This window comes from Hathewaya limosa (assembly GCF_030815255.1).
GTDB lineage: Bacteria > Bacillota > Clostridia > Clostridiales > Clostridiaceae > Hathewaya > Hathewaya limosa.
Genome location: NZ_JAUSWN010000001.1, coordinates 117,922 through 137,592, shown reverse-complemented (window position 1 = coordinate 137,592; position 19,671 = coordinate 117,922). Strand labels below are relative to the sequence as shown.

The window sequence follows — 19,671 nt, the reverse complement described above, 5'->3', positions numbered from 1 at the left end:
TACATAATATACCTATCTTCTTTCATCCAGACTATACTGTTGGCTTTGGAATTACACCAAATCTGCCATTATGGCTCGCGGGCTTTACCGCCAGTGGGGAATTACACCCCGCCCTGAAGAATTTTAAGTTTTATTAACTTTTCAAAAACATTATACTATTTATAACAAATTTTATCAATAGCTTTTATTACATTTATTTTTTTAATTTTACTCTTTCATAGTTAGTGAAATTCTTCCCCTCTTTTCATCTACTGAAAGAACTTTTACTTTTACTATATCTCCTACCTTTACTACATCTAATGGATGCTTTACAAATTTATCCGCAAGTTGACTTAAATGAACTAATCCATCTTGATGTACTCCAATATCAACAAAGGCACCAAAATCAGCTACATTTCTAACTGTTCCCATAAGTTCCATACCAGGTTTTAACTGACTTAATTCTAATACTCCTGTTTTAAATATAGGTCTTGGTAGTTCCTCTCTTGGATCTCTACCTGGCTTTTTAAGCTCTTTTATAATATCCTGTAACGTAGGAATTCCAATTTCTATTTTTTCACTTAGCTCTTCTAAACTAAAATTCTTGACTCTTTCATCAATATCCTTTAATCCAGAATTATTTAATTCTTCTTTAGAGTATCCTAATAGTTCTAAAAGTTTTTTAGCTCCCTTATAAGATTCTGGATGCACACTTGTATTATCTAAATGTTCTTTTCCTTCCATAACCCTTAAAAATCCCGCACATTGTTCAAATGCTTTATCCCCTAGCCTTTTTACTTTTTTAAGTTGTGCTCTACTAGTAAATTTACCATTTTCCTCTCTATATGCTACAATGTTTTTGGCTATGGTACTATTTACCCCTGAAACATATGATAATAAAGATGGTGTAGCTATATTTAAATCTACTCCTACATTATTAACAGCATCTTCAACTATACCTTTTAAAGACTCTTCTAACTTCTTTTGGATAACATCATGTTGATATTGTCCTACCCCTAAAGATTTAGGATCTATCTTTACTAGTTCTGCAAGAGGATCTTGAAGTCTTCTTCCAATAGATATGGCACCTCTTAATGATACATTAATATCAGGATATTCCTTTGTAGCTAATTCAGACGCTGAATATACAGATGCACCTGCCTCAGAAACTATTACATAATAAACATCCTTATTTTTTTCTTCTTTTACCTTTTTAATAAGTTCTCCAATAAGTTCCTCTGATTCTCTACAGGCTGTTCCATTACCTAATGAAATTATATCTACATCATATTTATATATTAAATCTTTTAATATATTAATAGCCTTTTCTTTATCATCCTTTGGAAGTGCCGCATATACTGTTTCTGTAGATAATACCTTTCCTGTTTCATCTAAAACAGCTATTTTACAACCTGTTCTAAATCCTGGATCATAACCTAAAACTATTTTCTTTTTGATTGGTGGTTGCATTAATAAAGACTTTAAATTCTCTTTAAAAATTTGAATTGCACCTATCTCGCCTTTTTCTGTAAGTTCATTTCGTATTTCTCTTTCAATAGATGGATATATCAGTCTTTTTAAAGAATCTTTTACACTTTCTTCTATATATTTATCTAAAATATTGTTATTTGTTTTTACATTTTGTAATATATAATTTAATATTCTATCTTCATCGGCTAATATCTTAACACTAATTACGTCTTCCTTTTCACCCCTATTTATAGCTAAAATTCTATGAGAAGGTATATTTTTAATACTTTCACTATAATCATAATACATTTCATACGGAGTAGGTTCCTCTTCTTTAGAAGACTTCTTACATTGTATTATTCCCTCTTTTTTAACTAATTCTCTTATCCACTTTCTAAATTTAGCTTCATCAGATATTTTCTCTGCAATAATATCTTGAGCACCTTTCAATGCCTCTTCTGTATTAGCAACTCCCTTTTCTTCATTTACATACTTACTAGCCAATACTTGTATATCTTCTATTGTTTTATCACTTAAAATTGTTTCTGCTAAAGGTTTTAATCCTTTTTCTACTGCAATAGTCGCTCTTGTTCTCTTCTTTTGCTTATATGGTCTATATAAATCTTCAACTTCTGTAAGAGTTTGCGAATTTAAAATCTTACCTTTTAATTCATCATTTAATTTCCCTTGTTCCTCAATAGACTTAAGCACTGTATCTTTTCTTTCACTAAGATTTCTTAAATATTTTAATCTATCATATATTTCTCTTAAAGTTACATCACTTAATCCTCCAGTTCTCTCTTTTCTATATCTAGCTATAAAAGGAACTGTAGCGCCTTCATCTAACATCGTAATAACATTTTCTATTTGAAAACTTTTTACATTAAATTCTTTACATAAAATTTCTGATATACTACTCATATGCACACTAAGGCAATTTTAATCTTGCCATCCTCCTTCTTCTTTCTCTACTTTACATCCTTTTCTAAAAATGCGTTTATAAACATATCAATTTCACCATCCATAACTGCATTTACATTAGATGTTTCCACACCATTTCTATGGTCTTTAACTAAATTATAAGGATGGAATACATAAGACCTTATTTGACTTCCCCAACTAATATCTTTTAATTCTCCACTTAAATCCTCAATTTTTTCTTTATGTGCTAATTCTTTTAATGCAATCAATTTTGCCTTTAACATTTTAAGTGCTGTATCTTTATTTGTAAATTGACTTCTCTCACTTTGACATTGTACAATAACTCCGGTAGGTATATGTGTTATTCTTATAGCGGATTCTGTTTTATTAACATGTTGCCCACCAGCGCCACTTGCTCTATAAGTATCTATTTTCAAATCTTGCATATTAATTTCAATATTATCTTGTTCATCTCTAAGTTCAGGCAGTACTTCACAAGATGCAAAAGATGTTTGTCTTTTGCCATTAGCATTATAAGGTGAAATTCTTACTAATCTATGGACACCTTTTTCTGCTTTTAAATATCCATATGCGAAGTCTCCTATTACCTTTAATGTAACACCTTTAATACCAGCCTCATCTGCTGGTATATAATCTAAAACCTGCATTTTAAACCCTTTTTTATCACACCATCTTGAATACATCCTATAAAGCATTTCTGTCCAATCTTGTGCATCATTACCTCCAACTCCTGTATGAAGAGTTAGAATTGCATTATTCCTATCATACTCACCAGAAAGTAATGTTTCTATCTTTAATTGTTCATATAGTTTATTTAACTCTTTAAGTTCTTTTTTTATTTCACTATAAGATTCTTCATCATTTTCTTCAATACTAAGTTCTGCTAACATTTTAAGATCATCTATCCTAAATTTTAAATCCTTATATCGTTCAATTTTATCTTTTATGTTTTTAGCCTCTACTGTTACTTCTCCAGCTTTTTTTATATCATTCCAAAAACTTGGTTGTTGCATAACGCTTTCAAGTTCTGAAAGTCTAATCTGCATTCTATCTAAGTCAAAGTGAAACACTCATTTCATTCACATCATTAACTAATATAGTTATCTCACTTAAAATTTCTTCTAATTTAATTAACAAAGTCAACACCTCTTTTCATGGAATAAACATATTATATCATATAAAATATTATCTTAAATACTTATAGAATAAATTAAAGTAGGTGAAACCATTCTTCACCTACTTTAATTTTTATTTTTTATTATTGAAATTTTCCACAACAATTTTTGTATTTTTTCCCTGATCCACATGGACAAAGATCATTTCTACCTACTCTATTTTCTTTTCTAATAGGTTCTTGCTTTAGATCTTCTTCTCCATGACTAGTATTAGTTACTGTAGCAACTCTTTCTCTTTGAATGTTTTCATGAACTTGAACATGGAATAAATATTTAATTGTTTCAACTTTAATATTCCAAATCATTTCATTAAACATATCTGTTCCTTCAAATTGATATGCTTGAACTGGATCCTGTTGTTTATATGCTCTTAATCCTATACCTTGTCTTAAATGATCCATACTATCTATATGATCCATCCATTTAGAATCAACAACTTTTAAAAGTATAATTCTTTCGATTTCTCTTAAATTCTTTGGACTATTATCTTCTTCGTCATCTGTTCCTTGAAGTTCTCTTTCTTTTTGATTGTATAAATCTAATGCTACATTAATTAATTCTTCTTTTATTTCATCTATACCTTTTTTACCTAATTCTTCTGGATTAATCATATCCCTTGGTAAGAAAATATCCTCTAAATATGTTATAAGCTTTTCTATACTTTCATCATATTTTTCATCATCTACTTGAAGAACATGAGAATCTACAGCTACAGAAATTACATCCTTTATCATACTAATAATTTGTTCTTTTAAGTTTTCACCTTCTAAAACTTCAGCTCTTTGCTTATAGATTATAGTTCTTTGTTGATTCATAACATCATCATACTGTAATACATTTTTTCTTATGTCAAAGTTATTTCCTTCAACTTTCTTTTGAGCACTCTCTATAGCATTTGAAACCATTTTACTTTCTATAGCCTCATCATCTAATCCTAATCTACCTACAACCGCTTGAAGCTTATCTGAACCAAATATTCTCATTAAATCATCTTCTAAAGAAACATAGAATCTTGATTGTCCTGGATCTCCTTGACGTCCTGAACGTCCTCTTAACTGATTATCTATACGTCTTGATTCATGTCTTTCTGTACCTATTACCTTTAATCCGCCAACTTCAGCTATATCATCTGAAAGTTTAATATCAGTACCACGTCCTGCCATATTAGTTGCTATAGTAACCATTCCTCTTTCACCAGCATGAGATACTATTTCAGCTTCTTTTTCATGGTATTTTGCATTTAATACTTGATGTGGTACACCTTTTTTCTTTAATAATGATGATAATAATTCTGATTTTTCTATACTAACAGTACCAACTAATATAGGTTGCCCTTTTTTATTAGTTTCAGCAATTTCTTCAACTATAGCATTATACTTAGCTCTCTGAGTTTTAAAAACTAGATCTGGCATATCTTTTCTTGCTATAGGTTTATTAGTAGGAATTTCTATAACGTCCAAACCATAAATCTCTCTAAATTCTATTTCTTCAGTTTTAGCTGTACCTGTCATACCAGCTAATTTTTCATACATTCTAAAGAAGTTCTGGAATGTTATACTTGCTAAAGTCTTTGATTCTTTTTCTACTTTGACACCCTCTTTAGCCTCTATAGCTTGATGAAGTCCATCACTATATCTTCTACCTTCCATTAATCTTCCTGTAAATTCATCAACTATTACAACTTCGCCATCTTTTACCATATAATCTTTATCTCTCTTCATATGATAATTAGCTTTTAACCCTTGAACTATATGATGCTGTATCATCATATTTTCTGCATCTGCATAGTTATCTAATTTAAAAAATTGCTCTGCCTTTTTAATCCCTGTTTCAGTTAAAATAACAGAGTTAGCCTTTTCATCTAATTCATAATCTTTTTCATTTAATGTTTTAACAAATAAATCCGCAACTTTATAAAATTCAGTAGACTTATCACCTTCACCTGAAATAATAAGAGGTGTTCTAGCTTCGTCTATTAAAACTGAGTCTACTTCATCCACTATACAATAATTTAAATATCTTTGAACTTTTTCTTCCTTATATATAACCATATTATCTTTTAGATAATCAAATCCAAATTCGTTATTAGTTCCATAAGTAATATCAGAACCATATGCCTCTCTTCTTTGATCAGTATTTAACCCATGTAATATAACACCTACTGTAAGACCTAAATAATTATATAGTTGACCCATCCATTCACTATCTCTTTTGGCAAGATAATCGTTTACTGTAATTACATGAACACCTTTTCCTGTTAATGCATTTAAATACGTAGGAAGAGTAGCTACTAATGTTTTACCTTCTCCTGTTTTCATCTCAGCAATTCTTCCTTGATGAAGAACTATACCCCCAATTAATTGTACCCTAAAATGTTTCATTCCCAGAACACGCCATGAAGCCTCTCTAACTACAGCGAAAGCTTCTGGTAGTATATCATCTAAAGTTTCTCCTTTAGCTAATCTTTCTTTAAACTCTAAAGTTTTATTTTTTAATTCTTCTTCACTTAATTTACCCATAGCTTCCTCATATGAATCTATTTTATTAACTATAGGTAATATTTTTTTTACCTGCCTATCACTATATGTACCAAAAATTTTTTCATAAAGCTTCATACTTCGCCATCCTCGCAATCTTATTCCATTATTATTTTAAAATATCTTTTACTCTACTTTTATTAACTCTTTATCTATATTTCTTATTATAATTTTAAATTATATCATTTAAAATTTTACTATTCAACTTTATTAGTTTAGAATAAACTTTTTACAGTTTATTCTAAATAATATTTATAAATTATTTAGAATGTTCTATTTTATAATATATTATAAAAGTATTAATGTAAATATATTCAATTATAAAATTTGCATTAATATTATTTACTTTTTACAGTTTTTTAACCAAAATTTTCTTAATATTGTAATTAAAAATCAGTGAGCATTGCTACTCACTGATTCTATATAATAAACTAAATATTAATTATTGAAAATCTGGTTCAATTAATCCATAATTACCATCTTTTCTTTTATATATAACATTTACTTCTGAAGTTTCAGCATCCATATATACAAAGAAATTATGACCCAAAAGTTCCATTTGTAAAATAGCTTCTTCTGCTACCATAGGTTTCATGGCAAATTTTTTAGTTTTAACTATTTTTGGTTCTTCCTTATCTTTATATTTATCATCTTCTGGGATTAGAGAAAAGACTAAGGATTCTTCGTGAAGTTTCCTTTGTAATTTAGTTTTTTGCTTTCTAATTTGCCTTTCTATTTTATCTAAGATTAAATCAACTGATTTATACATATCATCATTTGCTTCTTCTGATCTTACAACCCCTCCATTAAAAGGAATAGTTATTTCTGCTTTATGATTTCCTTTTTGTACACTTAAAACCACATGAGCTACTACTTCGTCTTTAAAATATTTGTCAAGCCTAGCCAATTTTTTAGTAATGACTTCTTTTAATGCTTCTGTAACCTGGATGTTTTTACCAATTATTTTAACTTCCATATTTCACAGCCCCTCTCTTAAACTAAAACTTTGCATTAGTTTAATTAAATTTTTTGGGTTTTATTTTGTTGTTGTATACATTTTATAATGAAATTAATAAAATAACAATTAGTTTTGAAGTAATTTACAGAAAATTAAATAAAATTATGCCTCTCACTCTTCTATTTTCATACTCTTTTATAGTAACGCCCTATTATAGGACATATGATTTTTTATTCAATTTATGCTATAATATAATTCTATGAGGATATATTATATATTTCTTGCAACACCTATTACAATAACTTCACTTGCACCATTTCTAAGCAATTCTTTACTACAATTATAAACTGTTGCACCTGTTGTAATAACATCATCTATAATTAAAATTTTCTTTTGTTTTAGATTATACTTGGAATTAATACAAAATACATCATTAACATTTTCCCATCTTTGGTCTTCATTTAATCCAATTTGATCCTTTGTATCTTTATTTTTTATTAATAATTTATAACATTTTATATTCATATGTTTGCTTAAATTTTTAGCAAGTATTTCAGATTGATTATATCCTCTTTCTCGTTTTCTTTTTCTAGAAGACGGTACAAATGTTATCATATCAAAATTTAATTTTTCTCTTAAAACTAACCTATATATATAAGAACTCAATAATTCTCCTTGTGAAAAACCATTTTTATATTTTAACTTTAGTATTAGTTTTTTAATAGTTTTAGAATATATTGAACATGTGTAACATTTAATTTCTTTATGTTCTCCTATATTAAATTTTTCTACGCATAAATTTAATCGTTTTATACAATCATTACATAATAATTTTTCTGTAAAAAGCTCATTTCCACAACTTAAACAAAACCCTTCTTTAAAATAAATTAAGTCTAAGATTGAATTAATTAAAAAATTTAACTTTTCCATATTCTCCTCTAATAATTTGAGATATGTTTCATCTTAGACTATATCCATATTTTTAAAATTTTATTCTGTTTTTTAAAAATCCTCTATAATATTTGTTATCCTCCATTTAAGGGCGGAATACCTTTCAAAACTTCTATCATTTGTAACCATAAACTTTAACGCTTTTTGGGAACCCACTAAAACTGCTAATTTCTTGGCTCTAGTAATCCCTGTATATAATAAATTCTTATTCATCAACATAGGAGGTCCCATAAATATAGGTATAATAACTACTGGGAATTCACTTCCTTGACTTTTATGAATAGTAATTGCATATGCTAAAGTTAATTCATCTAAGAAAGTATTTTCATATTTAACTATCCTATCATCTTCAAATACAACTATTACATTTTCATCGTCATCTATTTTAGAAATATATCCAATATCTCCATTGTAAACCCCTATACCTTCTTCTTTTGTATCTATTTTATCCCATTTTAAAGAATAGTTATTTTTTATTTGCATAACTTTATCCCCAACTCTAAAAATGGTATCCCTAAATTCTTTTTCTCTTTTAGCTTTTGATTTAGGATTTAATATATTTTGTAATTCTTTATTTAAATTATCTACACCTAAAACTCCTTTTCTTGTTGGCGATAAAATTTGAATATCCTTCATATTATCCCAAGCTTCATTAAATTTAGGCAATCTCTTATGTATAAGTTCTAAAGTTGTATTTAAAATTTTTTCCCTGTCCTCACATCTTAAAAAATAAAAATCATTGTCTTTTTTATTCAAAATAGGCATTTCTGAATTATTTATTTTATGTGCATTAGTGACAATCATACTTTCTTTTCCCTGCCTAAAAATTTCTTTTAGCCTAACAACATTTACACATTTACTTTCTATTAGATCTCTAAGTACATTTCCTGGACCTACTGATGGTAATTGGTCTACATCACCCACAATTATGACTCTAGTTCCTAAAGAAACTGCCTTCAATAAATTGTTCATTAAAAGAATATCTATCATAGATGCCTCATCTACTATAATTACATCAAACTCTAAAGGATCCTCTTCACTTTTCAAAAACTGCATATTATCATCATCATTATATCCAATTTCTAAAAGTCTATGAATAGTTTTAGCTTCTCTACCCGTTGCTTCCGTCATTCTTTTAGCTGCCCTTCCCGTAGGAGCCGCCATACCTACACTTAATCCTGATTCTTCAAATATTCTTATTATACAATTAATTATAGTAGTCTTTCCTGTTCCTGGACCACCAGTTATTATTTCCATACCATTTTCAAATGCCCCACAAATGGCTTCTTTTTGTGATACAGCAAATTTAATATTATTTTCATTCTCAAAATTTTTTATTTCTTTTTCAACATCAATATGAACTTTATCATAAGAACTCATAGTTAGACTTAAAATCTTTTTTGTTACAGATAATTCACTATAATAATAAGGTATTGTAAAAACACATTCTTGTTCATCTATATTTTCAACTTTAATATTGCCAGCCATAGTTACTTCAAAAATAGCCTTTTCAATTTCTTCTTTATCTACACAAAGAACCTTTTCTCCTTTTTCCATCAATTCACCCATTGGCATATAAGTATTTCCCAACAAACAAAATTCATTTACCAAGTACTTTATTCCACTTTTTATTCGATAAGGAGAATTTTTTTCTATTCCTAAATTTAGTGCTATTTTATCTGCAGTCTTAAAGCCTACCCCTACTATATCCTCTACTAACTTATATGGATTTTGTTTTATTATATCTATTCCACTAATCCCATATTTATTATAAACTTTTACACACTGATTAGCTGTCATTCCGTAAGGTTGAAGAAAAATCATTATATTCCTACATTCTCTTTGCCTAGAATATGATTCATATATTAATTTAATCTTTTTCTTCCCAATACCTTCAATTTCGGCTAATCTATCAATATCATTATCTAAGACATCTAAGGTCTCTTCTTTAAAATGTGAGACTATTTTTTTTGCTGTAACAGGACCTATTCCAGAAATTATGCCTGAAGCCAAATATTTTTCAATCCCTGTTAAAGTTTTAGGTATAATTTCTTCACATGAATTAACTTTTAACTGTTTACCAAAGTTAGGATGAACATTCCATTCACCTGTAACTTTTACATTTTGGCCTTCATTCACAAAAGGTATTGTTCCAACTATAGTTACAAGTTCATCTTTTTCATCCTTTAATTTAGCTACTGTATATTCATTTTCTTCATTTTTAAAAATTATCGATTCTATTATACCTATAATTTCAAACATAAAATCTCTCCCATACTTTTTTATAACTCTTATTATTAAATTATAACATAAAATTTATATAAAATTAGAAAACACGATTATCCAAATAAATGAGTAATCGTGTCCTTTATAAAATATTTAATTACATTAATTCTTTAATTTTCTCTACTTTATCTAATCTTTCCCAAGGAAGATCAACATCTATTCTTCCAAAATGGCCATATGCTGCTGTTTGTCTATATATAGGTCTTCTTAAATCTAGTTCTTTAATTATAGCAGCCGGTCTTAAATCAAATACTTTATTAATTATTTCAACAATCTCTTCTTCTGATTTCTTACCTGTTCCAAATGTTTCAACACAAATAGATACTGGCTTAGCAACTCCTATAGCATAAGCTAACTGAATTTCTAATTTATCAGCAATACCAGCTGCAACTAAATTTTTAGCAACCCATCTTGCTGCATATGCTGCAGATCTATCTACCTTTGTTGGATCTTTACCTGAAAAAGCACCGCCACCATGTCTTCCAGCTCCACCATAAGTATCTACTATAATCTTTCTTCCTGTTAATCCTGTATCACCTTGTGGTCCACCAATTACAAATCTTCCTGTTGGATTTATTAAATATCTTGTATTTCCATCCAATAATTCCTCAGGAACTATTTCTTTAATTACATATTTTATTAAATCAGCTTCAATTTGTTCACGAGTAACATCAGGACCGTGTTGAGTTGAAATAACAATTGTATCTATTCTAACAGGTTTATCACCTTCATATTCTACTGTTACCTGAGTTTTTCCATCAGGTCTTAAATATCCTAATGTTCCATTTTTCCTAACTTGTGATAATCTTAAAGCTAACTTATGAGCAAGTGATATTGGAAGTGGCATATATTCTGCTGTTTCATTTGATGCATATCCAAACATCATACCTTGATCTCCAGCACCAATAGCTTCTATTGTATCCATTTTACCCTCTTTAGATTCTAAAGCTTCGTCTACGCCCATAGCAATATCTTGTGATTGTTCATCAATAGATGTCATAACAGCACAAGTTTCTGCATCAAATCCATATTTAGCTCTTGTATATCCTATTTCACTTACAGTCTTTCTTACAACTTTAGGAATATCAACATAACAATTAGTAGTAATTTCCCCCATTACTGAAACAACACCAGTTGTACAAGTTGTCTCACACGCAACTCTACCTTGAGGATCTTTTTCTAAAATAGCATCTAAAATAGCATCTGAAATTTGATCACATATTTTATCTGGATGTCCTTCTGTAACTGACTCTGATGTAAATAACTTTCTCATATTATTCTCCCTCCAAAATGTTTATCTTTTCTAGAGCATGGCCTTTTTTCCTAATAAAAAAACCCCTTCAATAAGAAGAGGTTGTTAATATCTACCACCTCTTATCTTGCAGATATAAAATTCTGCAGGAATTGGCACCTTAGTGTTTATACACTGGTTGCCGGGTTTCACAGGGCCCTTTTCCCTCCACCTCTCTTGATAAGAGCATTTTATTTAATTTTTTATTTTTTTATATTTACATTATAACTTCATCATAGCATAATCTTATTACATGGTCAATAGAAACATTTAAATGATAAAAAATAAAAGGACATGAAAACATGTCCTTGGTGGATGAAGATGGATTCGAACCATCGAAGCGAAACGCAACAGATTTACAGTCTGCCCCCTTTGGCCACTCGGGAACTCATCCAAAAATGGAGCTGACAATAGGAATCGAACCTACAACCTGCTGATTACAAGTCAGCTGCTCTGCCAATTGAGCCATGTCAGCACAAAATATATTTTTTTAAAATGGTGGAGGAAGATGGATTCGAACCATCGAAGCGAAACGCAACAGATTTACAGTCTGCCCCCTTTGGCCACTCGGGAACTCCTCCAAAAATGGAGCTGGCAATAGGAATCGAACCTACAACCTGCTGATTACAAGTCAGCTGCTCTGCCAATTGAGCCATGCCAGCACAAAACATATTCTATTTTTAAAATGGTGGAGGAAGATGGATTCGAACCATCGAAGCGAGACGCAACAGATTTACAGTCTGCCCCCTTTGGCCACTCGGGAACTCCTCCAAATTGGAGCTGGCAATAGGAATTGAACCTACAACCTGCTGATTACAAGTCAGCTGCTCTGCCAATTGAGCCATGCCAGCATAAGTATTAAAATAATGGTGGATGAGGATGGATTCGAACCATCGAAGCGAAACGCAACAGATTTACAGTCTGCCCCCTTTGGCCACTCGGGAACTCATCCCTATTTAATACTACTTATTATGTTTTGTTGTCGTGTATTTCCGACAAGAAGTAGTATACATTTTTACGGTTCTTATTTCAAGTCGTTTTCTCCTTATTTAAGAAGATTACTTTCTTTATACTTATATTTTCTTTATAATACTCCTTTTTACTAAAAATTAATATGTTTTTTTACACCTTCTTCATATTTAATCTTTCATTCACATATTTTTATTAGTGTAATATTATATACTATCCTTTAAAACTCTGCTATATTTAGGAGGTGCCTTGTGGATAAAACTTGTATTAACTATTTAAATGAACGCTGTATAAATACACTAGTTGAATCTTTAAAAAAAACCATAGATGAAAAAACTATAATAGTATGTATAGGCACTGATAGATGCATAGGTGATTGTTTAGGTCCATTAGTAGGTTCTCTATTGATAGATCGAAAGTTTCCTCTAAAAGTATTTGGCTCCTTAAACAAACCTATTCACGCCTTAAATTTAGAAGAAAACTTAAACTATATAAATAATGAATATCCCAATCATAACATTATAGGAATAGATGCTTGTTTAAGTGATGATGAAGATATAGGTAACATAATAATTAGAGATTACCCCATATGTCCTGGAAAAGGCGTAGGAAAATATTTACCTCCTGTAGGTAACCTATCCATAGTAGCAGTTGTTGATTCCTATAATAATTCGGAACCTTTTTATTCTAGAAGTATTAGATTAAGTTTTATCATGAATATGGCTAAAAAAATTTGTATTTCTTTAGAAAAATCTTATACATTAAAAATTTAGATAAAAAAATACAAGCTATTTATAATATAGCTTGTATTTTTTTATTATTTACATAATAACTTAATAATATATTATTCTTTTCCCATATATTCTATGGAATCTAATGATTTCCCTGTTCCTAATGCAACACAAGATACACTATCTTCTGCTACATATACTGGTACCTTAGTATGATCTTGGATTAACTTATCAAGCCCATTTAATAATGCTCCACCACCGGTCATAACAATTCCTTTGTCAGCTATATCAGATGCTAACTCAGGTGGTGTCTTTTCAAGAACAGCATGTGCACACTCTGCTATAGCTTCTACAGCTTCTGCTAAAGCTTCCCTCATTTCACTAGAAGTTACTGTTATGTTTTTAGGAAGTCCTGTAATTAAATCTCTTCCTCTTATTTCCATACTTTCTTCTTCTACTTCATATGCACAACCAATATTTATCTTTAATTCCTCTGCAGTTCTTTCACCAATCATAAGCTTGTGTTTCTTTCTTATATACTTAATAATTGCTTCGTCAAATTCATCTCCAGCTACCTTTATAGATTGTCTTACAACCATACCACCTAAAGATATAACTGCTATATCTGTGGTACCTCCACCAATGTCTATAACCATATTTCCACTAGCTTTAGATATATCTAAGCCTGCACCTATAGCAGCTGCTACTGGTTCTTCTATTAATTGAACCATTTTTGCCCCCGCCATTTTTGCCGCTCCTTTAACTGCTCTTCTTTCAACCTCTGTAGCTTCACATGGAACACAAATAACAACTCTTGGAGTTGCTTTCTTTCTTCCACAAGCTTTTCTAATAAAATGTTTTAACATTTTTTCTGTCATATCATAATCAGAGATAACACCATCTTTTAATGGTCTTGTTGCTACTATATTCCCTGGTGTTCTACCAATCATTTGTCTTGCTTCTTCTCCAACAGCTAAAACCCTATCATTTGTCTTGTCGATTGCAACTACTGAAGGTTCCTTTAAGATTACACCTTTTCCTTTTATGTATACAAGAACTGTAGCTGTACCTAAATCTATACCCATATCAGTACCCATTCCGAAAAAAAACATAGCTTTCACTCCTGCTCATTGGTATATTAGTTCTAACATATTTTACTTCTATACTAATCAAAAAAAACCTTTTTTTTAGAATAAATTTTTAAAAAATTTTTTTTACTTTAATTTAAGCATTGTAAAATATCACATTAACTATTCTAACATAATAATTGTGCATATGAAATAGGTATTTTTAAACTTCCATAGTTTTATATTTTAATTGGGTAGCTTTTCCACCTCTTATATGTCTTTCCGCCTTATTTAATTCTAAAACATTTTTAGCTTGGCTTGCAATTTGTGGATTTATTTTAGGAAGTCTTTCTGTCATGTCCTTATGAATTGTACTTTTACTTACTCCAAAAACTGTAGCGGTTTTTCTTATTGTTGATTTTGATTCTATAATATATTGAGCTACTTCCAATACTCTTTGTTCTATATAATCTTTCAAAATAAACCCTCCTTAAGATTTAAATTTTAAAATAGCCACTTTTCTATAGAAAAGTGACTATCTTTAGTTTTCTTATTTTATAAATTTACATGGATCAATATATTTATTCTCATAATCCAATTTTTTAAAACTTTCGTTGCCCTCTAACATAGAAAAATGTAAATAGCTTCCTTCTGATTTGTTATTACTAACTCTTAAAGTTGTATTGCCAATCTTAGCAACTTCTTGACCTTGAGTTACTTTATCACCTTTTTTAATAAGTACTTTTTGATCTAAGTTTGAATATACTGTTTTATATCCATTTTGGTGATTAATAACAACCATATATCCATATCCTTTAGGGTTTTCCCCAATCTCTTCTACTACACCATCTGCAGCAGCCTTAACTGGAGTTCCTACTTTAGATTGTATGTTTATACCTAAATTTGTTTTATATGTTTTTGAATTTCCATTAGAATCTTCACTAGCTAATACAGGTATTTCTGAATATCCTTGTATCAACTTTCCTTCTACCGGTTTAGTAAATTGAACCTTTACATTATTTGCAACTGACTCACTTGCTTCTTTTAAAGTCTTTCCACTTTTACGAACTTTTATATTTTCATCCTTCTCAACTTTATTATTTTCTTTTTCATTTTTTACAAATAATGCATTGTTTGGATCCTGTTTCTTTGATTGATTCTCCATTGCTGTTTTATTTGCATTTTGCACCTTAGCTGTATCCATCTTTTTAGAATTAATTGTTAGTGCAGCTACAGCAGCAACTATACATAAACAAATAAACAAAATTACATAAAAGCTCTCTTTCTTCAAAAAATTTGCAAAGCTCCCTTTAGAATTTTCCATGTTGTTTGATTTATTATTCATTTCAAGCACCTCCTACTTGTAATTTTGTCCATTATGTAATAAATAATACATATTTGATAAAATTTTTTATGTTTTTTTTTTTTACATTTTTAGACGTTTTTTTTATTATTAAAAACAAAAAATAAAAGCCTATAAGATTTTCATAAATCTTATAGGCTTTCTAAATTAATATGAAATTTCTATTTATAATTTAGAGTCTTTATTTCTATTCCACTATAATAATGTCTTAATATTTCATCATACTTTTTTCCTTCTCTGGCCATTACTCCTGCCCCCCATTGACTCATTCCAACTCCATGTCCATACCCCTTACAATTAAAGACTATATTAGTAGATTCAAAACTTATTGTAAAATTAGCAGATGGAAGACCAAATAATTTTCTAATCATTTTCCCTGTAGTTGTTATATTTCCTATTTTAATCTGTTTTATGCTTCCTCCTTGACTTCTTTCCAAAATGTTAATTTTATCTTTTATTATATTAGAATTTAAATTTAATCCTTTAAATTGAGAATTCATTACAGTTGTAAAATTTGCATTAGAAAACTTAAATTGAGTTTTATATTTAGGCGCAACTTCTTCACCTGGACTTTCAACACTTTTTAAATATGGTTTTGATTCCTTAAAAACTTCCTCTGAATTTTCTGTTTTACCACTACTAGTAGCAAAGTAATATGGGTTCATAACTAGTTCTCCATCATAGGATAATACTTGTCCTCTAGTGCTTTCCACAGCTTCTTTTACTTTATTATATAACTCTGCTCGCTCTTTTTTAGGCCATGTTTTCATACGTTTCTCTTGACTTATGTATGCTTGACAATGTACAGAATCACAAATATCCGCATTTGCATTTAAACTACATCCCCCTCCAACTAAATGCTTAGTATGACAAACTGCATATGTTCGTGCAGCTACAGCCTGGGCTTTTAAAGCTTCTATATTAAAATTTGCAGGCATCTCTGCTGATACAACTCCTAATACGTATTGTTCTAAGTCAAGCTTTACTATCCTTTTTTCTCTAGTTAGATATAAATTTATACAACAATCTATCTTTTTATTAAATATAGTATCTTTTTCTTTTTTTAGATCCAAATCTACTTTAGAATTATTATGTTCTATTTGTTTATTCTCTGTATTTCCATACTTTAACTGCCTATTTCCCTTATTTACTCCAACAACAATTAAGGAAAAGATTACTATGCATATATTAAAGATTAAAATACCTATTAAAATATCTCTTAATTTTACTGATACTATAACTTTTTTCATTTCATTCCCCCTATTCACATCCATATAGACTATATATATTCCCGTATCTTTAAATTATTCCTACAAATATTACATACCAAATAACTTATATTATTTAATAAAAAAATGAAGTCCTTTTTAAAAGAACTTCATTTTTCATCTTAAATTTTATATACTTTTTCTATCTATATGTGCTCCTAATTTACCTAATTTATCTTCAATTGCTACATAACCTCTATCTATATGATAAACATCACTTATTGTGGTAGTTCCTTCTGCTACCAAGCCAGCTAAAATCATTGCTGCTCCTGCCCTTAAATCAGTAGCCCTAACATGTGCTCCTGTAAGTTTTGATACCCCTTGGACAATTGCACTTCTACCGTCTATTTTAATATTAGCTCCCATTCTGGCTAATTCAGCAACATGCATAAATCTATTTTCAAATATAGTTTCAGTTACCATACTAGTACCATTTACCACGCTTAATAAAGACATAAGTTGAGATTGCATATCTGTTGGAAATCCTGGATATGGCATTGTTTTTATATCAACTGCTTTTAAATTTCCTCTACCATCTACAATCATTTCATTTTTATTTATTTGTATATTTACTCCCATTTCTACCAACTTAGCTATTACAGGTTTTAAGTGTTCCTCTTTTACTCCTTTTATGTTGATAATACTTTTAGTAATAGCTGCCGCAATCATAAAAGTTCCTGCCTCTATTCTATCTGGTATAGGTGTATAGCTTACTTCATTTAACATCTTTACACCTTTTACAACTATAGTATCCGTTCCCGCTCCTGTAATGCAAGCACCCATTTTATTTAAAAAATTAGCAAGATCCTGTATTTCTGGTTCCTCTGCACAATTTCCTATAATAGTTTCTCCCTCTGCTAATGTAGCAGCCATCATAATATTTTCTGTGGCACCTACTGAAGGAAAATCTAAATATATATTATCTCCAATAAGTTTCTCTGCTTTAGCTTCTACATATCCATGCCCTACATTAATTTCAGCCCCTAAAGCAGCCAGTCCTTTTAAATGCAGATCTATAGGTCTTGTCCCTATGTTGCATCCTCCCGGTAAGGAAATTTTAAACTCTCCAAATCTTGCCAACATAGGACCCATTAATAAAAAAGATGCTCTCATTTTTCTCACTAACTCATCCGGAACTCGTATAGATTTTAAATTTGAACTATCTATTATTAACTTTTCTTGCAAAGTATCTATCTTCACTTTACCATCCAAAAATTTTAGAGCTTCACTTAATACAAAAACATCTTCTAGCATAGGTGCTTTGTAAATTATATTTTTCTTTCCATTTAATATACATGCTGAGATAATTGGCAGTACTGCATTTTTAGCTGAACTAATTTCTACATCTCCATTAAGTATATTTCCACCTTTAACCACAATATTATCCATATTTAATCCTCCAATCTTCTTTGTTTTCTACTTAGTATGAAATAAATATTTCAGGGTCTCCTATGACAATATAATTTCCCGAACTATATTTACATAAGGAGTAATAAAAACCTTGTTCTCTATTTCCCCCTTGTGAAACTTTTGTACTAAATCCATTGTTAAGTTTTATACTGTTAATGTTGTATCCATTATTTTTTAAATATTTTTCACTCTTATTTTTTAAAACTTCTATATTAACTTCATTATTTAGCTTTGCTTTTATATTTCTACATACTTTAATATCAGCCATATTTAAATTAAAGGATTTTAAGATTTGCCTTAGTATACTTTTTGATATTTTTTCATTATCTTGTTTTATACATAAATTTATTACAAAAGCAAAACTCTCTCCTTTTTTCTTTATATATAAGTTTGCTGTATTTATTTTATCATTATCAATAATATTTTCATTACTACAATAATTTAATTTTACCCTTTCTTTTAGAAAAATATTTTGTAATTCTATTATATTTTTATTTAAATTATTGGTATTAGATATATGAAATCTTATTCTTTCATATTCTTTCACATTATTCATATATCCACTATTTATCAAATTTTTAATATCGGTATTTTTTTGTGTACTATAACAAAATACTATATTACATTGTAATATAAAAATTAAAACTAAACTAATGATAAAAAGCTTTTTTCTTCTCATATTACTCTCCTAAAACAATTTTTATATTTAAATTTTGACCATTTTTTAACTTATTATACAGTTTTTAAGTAAAAGAGAAGATATTATTTAATTATCATATATTATAATATAATAGTTTCTATAAAAATGTGAAAAAAACCGGTATTACTTTTTATATTAAAGTAATACCGGTTTTTATTTATCTATTTAGCATTCAATTTTAGTCTTGTTAAAGATCTTTTTAATGCAATCTCAGCTCTTAAGACATCCAGATTATTATCTTTCTCTTTTAATCTTTTTTCAGCTCTCTCTTTTGCTTTTTCAGCTCTAGAAAAATCTATATCCTCTGGCCATTCAGCTGCATCACATAAAAGCGAAACTGAATCACTATCAACTTTTAATATCCCTTGAGATATAAAAGCTTTCTTTTCACCATCTTCTGTAACAAAAGTTGTTACATTAGGTACAAGCATCCCTACCATAGGCTCATGCTCACATAAAATTCCTATACTCCCACTTCTATCTTCTGTAATTACCTTGGTAACTTTTCCTGTAAAGAAACTTTTTTCAGGAGTTAAAATTTTCAACATAAATTCTTTCATTAGTTTCACCTTCA

The 19,671-nt window shown here is 29.2% G+C and carries 15 protein-coding genes, 7 tRNA genes and 2 riboswitches; of the genes, 1 reads left to right on the top strand and 21 read right to left on the bottom strand.

The features are described 5' to 3' along the window. Positions 1-10: 10 nt before the first annotated feature. A riboswitch (FMN riboswitch) is annotated at positions 11-125 on the bottom strand. A gap of 82 nt (positions 126-207) precedes the next feature. The 14 genes from QOZ93_RS00630 to QOZ93_RS00565 form a co-directional block, all read right to left on the bottom strand. After that, positions 208-2,370, bottom strand: a complete 2,163-nt coding sequence (locus tag QOZ93_RS00630) for a Tex family protein (protein ID WP_307354719.1) — start codon at positions 2,368-2,370, stop codon at positions 208-210. Positions 2,371-2,417: 47 nt separating this feature from the next. Then, a protein-coding gene (gene prfB / locus QOZ93_RS00625) for a peptide chain release factor 2 (RefSeq protein ID WP_307354718.1) occupies positions 2,418-3,528 on the bottom strand; the annotation gives its coding sequence in 2 pieces (ribosomal slippage) (positions 2,418-3,449 and positions 3,451-3,528; 1,110 coding nt in all). Between the two features lie 121 nt (positions 3,529-3,649). Beyond that, complete coding sequence (gene secA / locus QOZ93_RS00620) at positions 3,650-6,181, bottom strand: preprotein translocase subunit SecA (RefSeq protein ID WP_111943879.1); 2,532 nt, start codon at positions 6,179-6,181, stop codon at positions 3,650-3,652. A 364-nt stretch (positions 6,182-6,545) separates the two neighbouring features. Then, positions 6,546-7,079, bottom strand: a complete 534-nt coding sequence (gene hpf / locus QOZ93_RS00615) for a ribosome hibernation-promoting factor, HPF/YfiA family (RefSeq protein WP_307354717.1) — start codon at positions 7,077-7,079, stop codon at positions 6,546-6,548. 252 nt (positions 7,080-7,331) lie between these two features. Continuing rightward, a complete protein-coding gene (locus QOZ93_RS00610) occupies positions 7,332-7,991 on the bottom strand; it encodes a ComF family protein (protein ID WP_111943881.1) in 660 nt (219 codons plus the stop codon). A gap of 72 nt (positions 7,992-8,063) precedes the next feature. After that, on the bottom strand, positions 8,064-10,274 hold the full coding sequence (recD2, locus tag QOZ93_RS00605; protein WP_307354716.1) for an SF1B family DNA helicase RecD2: 2,211 nt from the start codon (positions 10,272-10,274) through the stop codon (positions 8,064-8,066). A 121-nt stretch (positions 10,275-10,395) separates the two neighbouring features. After that, complete coding sequence (metK, locus tag QOZ93_RS00600) at positions 10,396-11,571, bottom strand: methionine adenosyltransferase (RefSeq protein WP_307354715.1); 1,176 nt, start codon at positions 11,569-11,571, stop codon at positions 10,396-10,398. Positions 11,572-11,669: 98 nt separating this feature from the next. Beyond that, positions 11,670-11,776, bottom strand: a riboswitch (SAM riboswitch). A gap of 122 nt (positions 11,777-11,898) precedes the next feature. Then, positions 11,899-11,983, bottom strand: a tRNA-Tyr gene (locus QOZ93_RS00595). 5 nt (positions 11,984-11,988) lie between these two features. Next, a tRNA-Thr gene (locus QOZ93_RS00590) sits at positions 11,989-12,064 on the bottom strand. A 21-nt stretch (positions 12,065-12,085) separates the two neighbouring features. Then, positions 12,086-12,170 (bottom strand) — tRNA-Tyr (locus QOZ93_RS00585). A 5-nt stretch (positions 12,171-12,175) separates the two neighbouring features. After that, positions 12,176-12,251, bottom strand: a tRNA-Thr gene (locus tag QOZ93_RS00580). A 24-nt stretch (positions 12,252-12,275) separates the two neighbouring features. Continuing rightward, positions 12,276-12,360 (bottom strand) — tRNA-Tyr (locus QOZ93_RS00575). Positions 12,361-12,364: 4 nt separating this feature from the next. Beyond that, a tRNA-Thr gene (locus QOZ93_RS00570) sits at positions 12,365-12,440 on the bottom strand. Positions 12,441-12,456: 16 nt separating this feature from the next. Continuing rightward, positions 12,457-12,541 (bottom strand) — tRNA-Tyr (locus QOZ93_RS00565). Between the two features lie 268 nt (positions 12,542-12,809). Here QOZ93_RS00565 and yyaC point away from each other — a divergent pair. Further along, positions 12,810-13,331 (top strand): spore protease YyaC, encoded by a 522-nt coding sequence (gene yyaC / locus QOZ93_RS00560; RefSeq protein ID WP_422723859.1) that lies wholly within the window; start codon positions 12,810-12,812, stop codon positions 13,329-13,331. A 71-nt stretch (positions 13,332-13,402) separates the two neighbouring features. Here the strand turns inward: yyaC and mreB are convergent, their stop codons facing one another. The 7 genes from mreB to atpC form a co-directional block, all read right to left on the bottom strand. Beyond that, the gene (mreB, locus tag QOZ93_RS00555; RefSeq protein ID WP_111943884.1) at positions 13,403-14,401 is read right to left on the bottom strand and encodes a rod shape-determining protein; all 999 of its coding nucleotides are present in this window, start codon (positions 14,399-14,401) and stop codon (positions 13,403-13,405) included. A gap of 178 nt (positions 14,402-14,579) precedes the next feature. After that, positions 14,580-14,834 carry a sporulation transcriptional regulator SpoIIID gene (gene spoIIID / locus QOZ93_RS00550; RefSeq protein WP_111943885.1) on the bottom strand — a complete coding sequence of 85 codons (255 nt, stop codon included), beginning with the start codon at positions 14,832-14,834 and terminating at the stop codon, positions 14,580-14,582. Between the two features lie 72 nt (positions 14,835-14,906). Beyond that, positions 14,907-15,701 (bottom strand): M23 family metallopeptidase, encoded by a 795-nt coding sequence (locus QOZ93_RS00545; RefSeq protein ID WP_307354714.1) that lies wholly within the window; start codon positions 15,699-15,701, stop codon positions 14,907-14,909. 179 nt (positions 15,702-15,880) lie between these two features. Next, a complete protein-coding gene (gene spoIID, locus QOZ93_RS00540; RefSeq protein WP_307354713.1) occupies positions 15,881-16,969 on the bottom strand; it encodes a stage II sporulation protein D in 1,089 nt (362 codons plus the stop codon). A 147-nt stretch (positions 16,970-17,116) separates the two neighbouring features. Next, complete coding sequence (gene murA / locus QOZ93_RS00535; RefSeq protein WP_307354712.1) at positions 17,117-18,376, bottom strand: UDP-N-acetylglucosamine 1-carboxyvinyltransferase; 1,260 nt, start codon at positions 18,374-18,376, stop codon at positions 17,117-17,119. Between the two features lie 31 nt (positions 18,377-18,407). Then, positions 18,408-19,076 carry a hypothetical protein gene (locus QOZ93_RS00530; protein ID WP_307354711.1) on the bottom strand — a complete coding sequence of 223 codons (669 nt, stop codon included), beginning with the start codon at positions 19,074-19,076 and terminating at the stop codon, positions 18,408-18,410. Positions 19,077-19,258: 182 nt separating this feature from the next. Then, on the bottom strand, positions 19,259-19,657 hold the full coding sequence (gene atpC, locus QOZ93_RS00525) for an ATP synthase F1 subunit epsilon (RefSeq protein WP_307354710.1): 399 nt from the start codon (positions 19,655-19,657) through the stop codon (positions 19,259-19,261). Between the last annotated feature and the right edge of the window lie 14 nt (positions 19,658-19,671).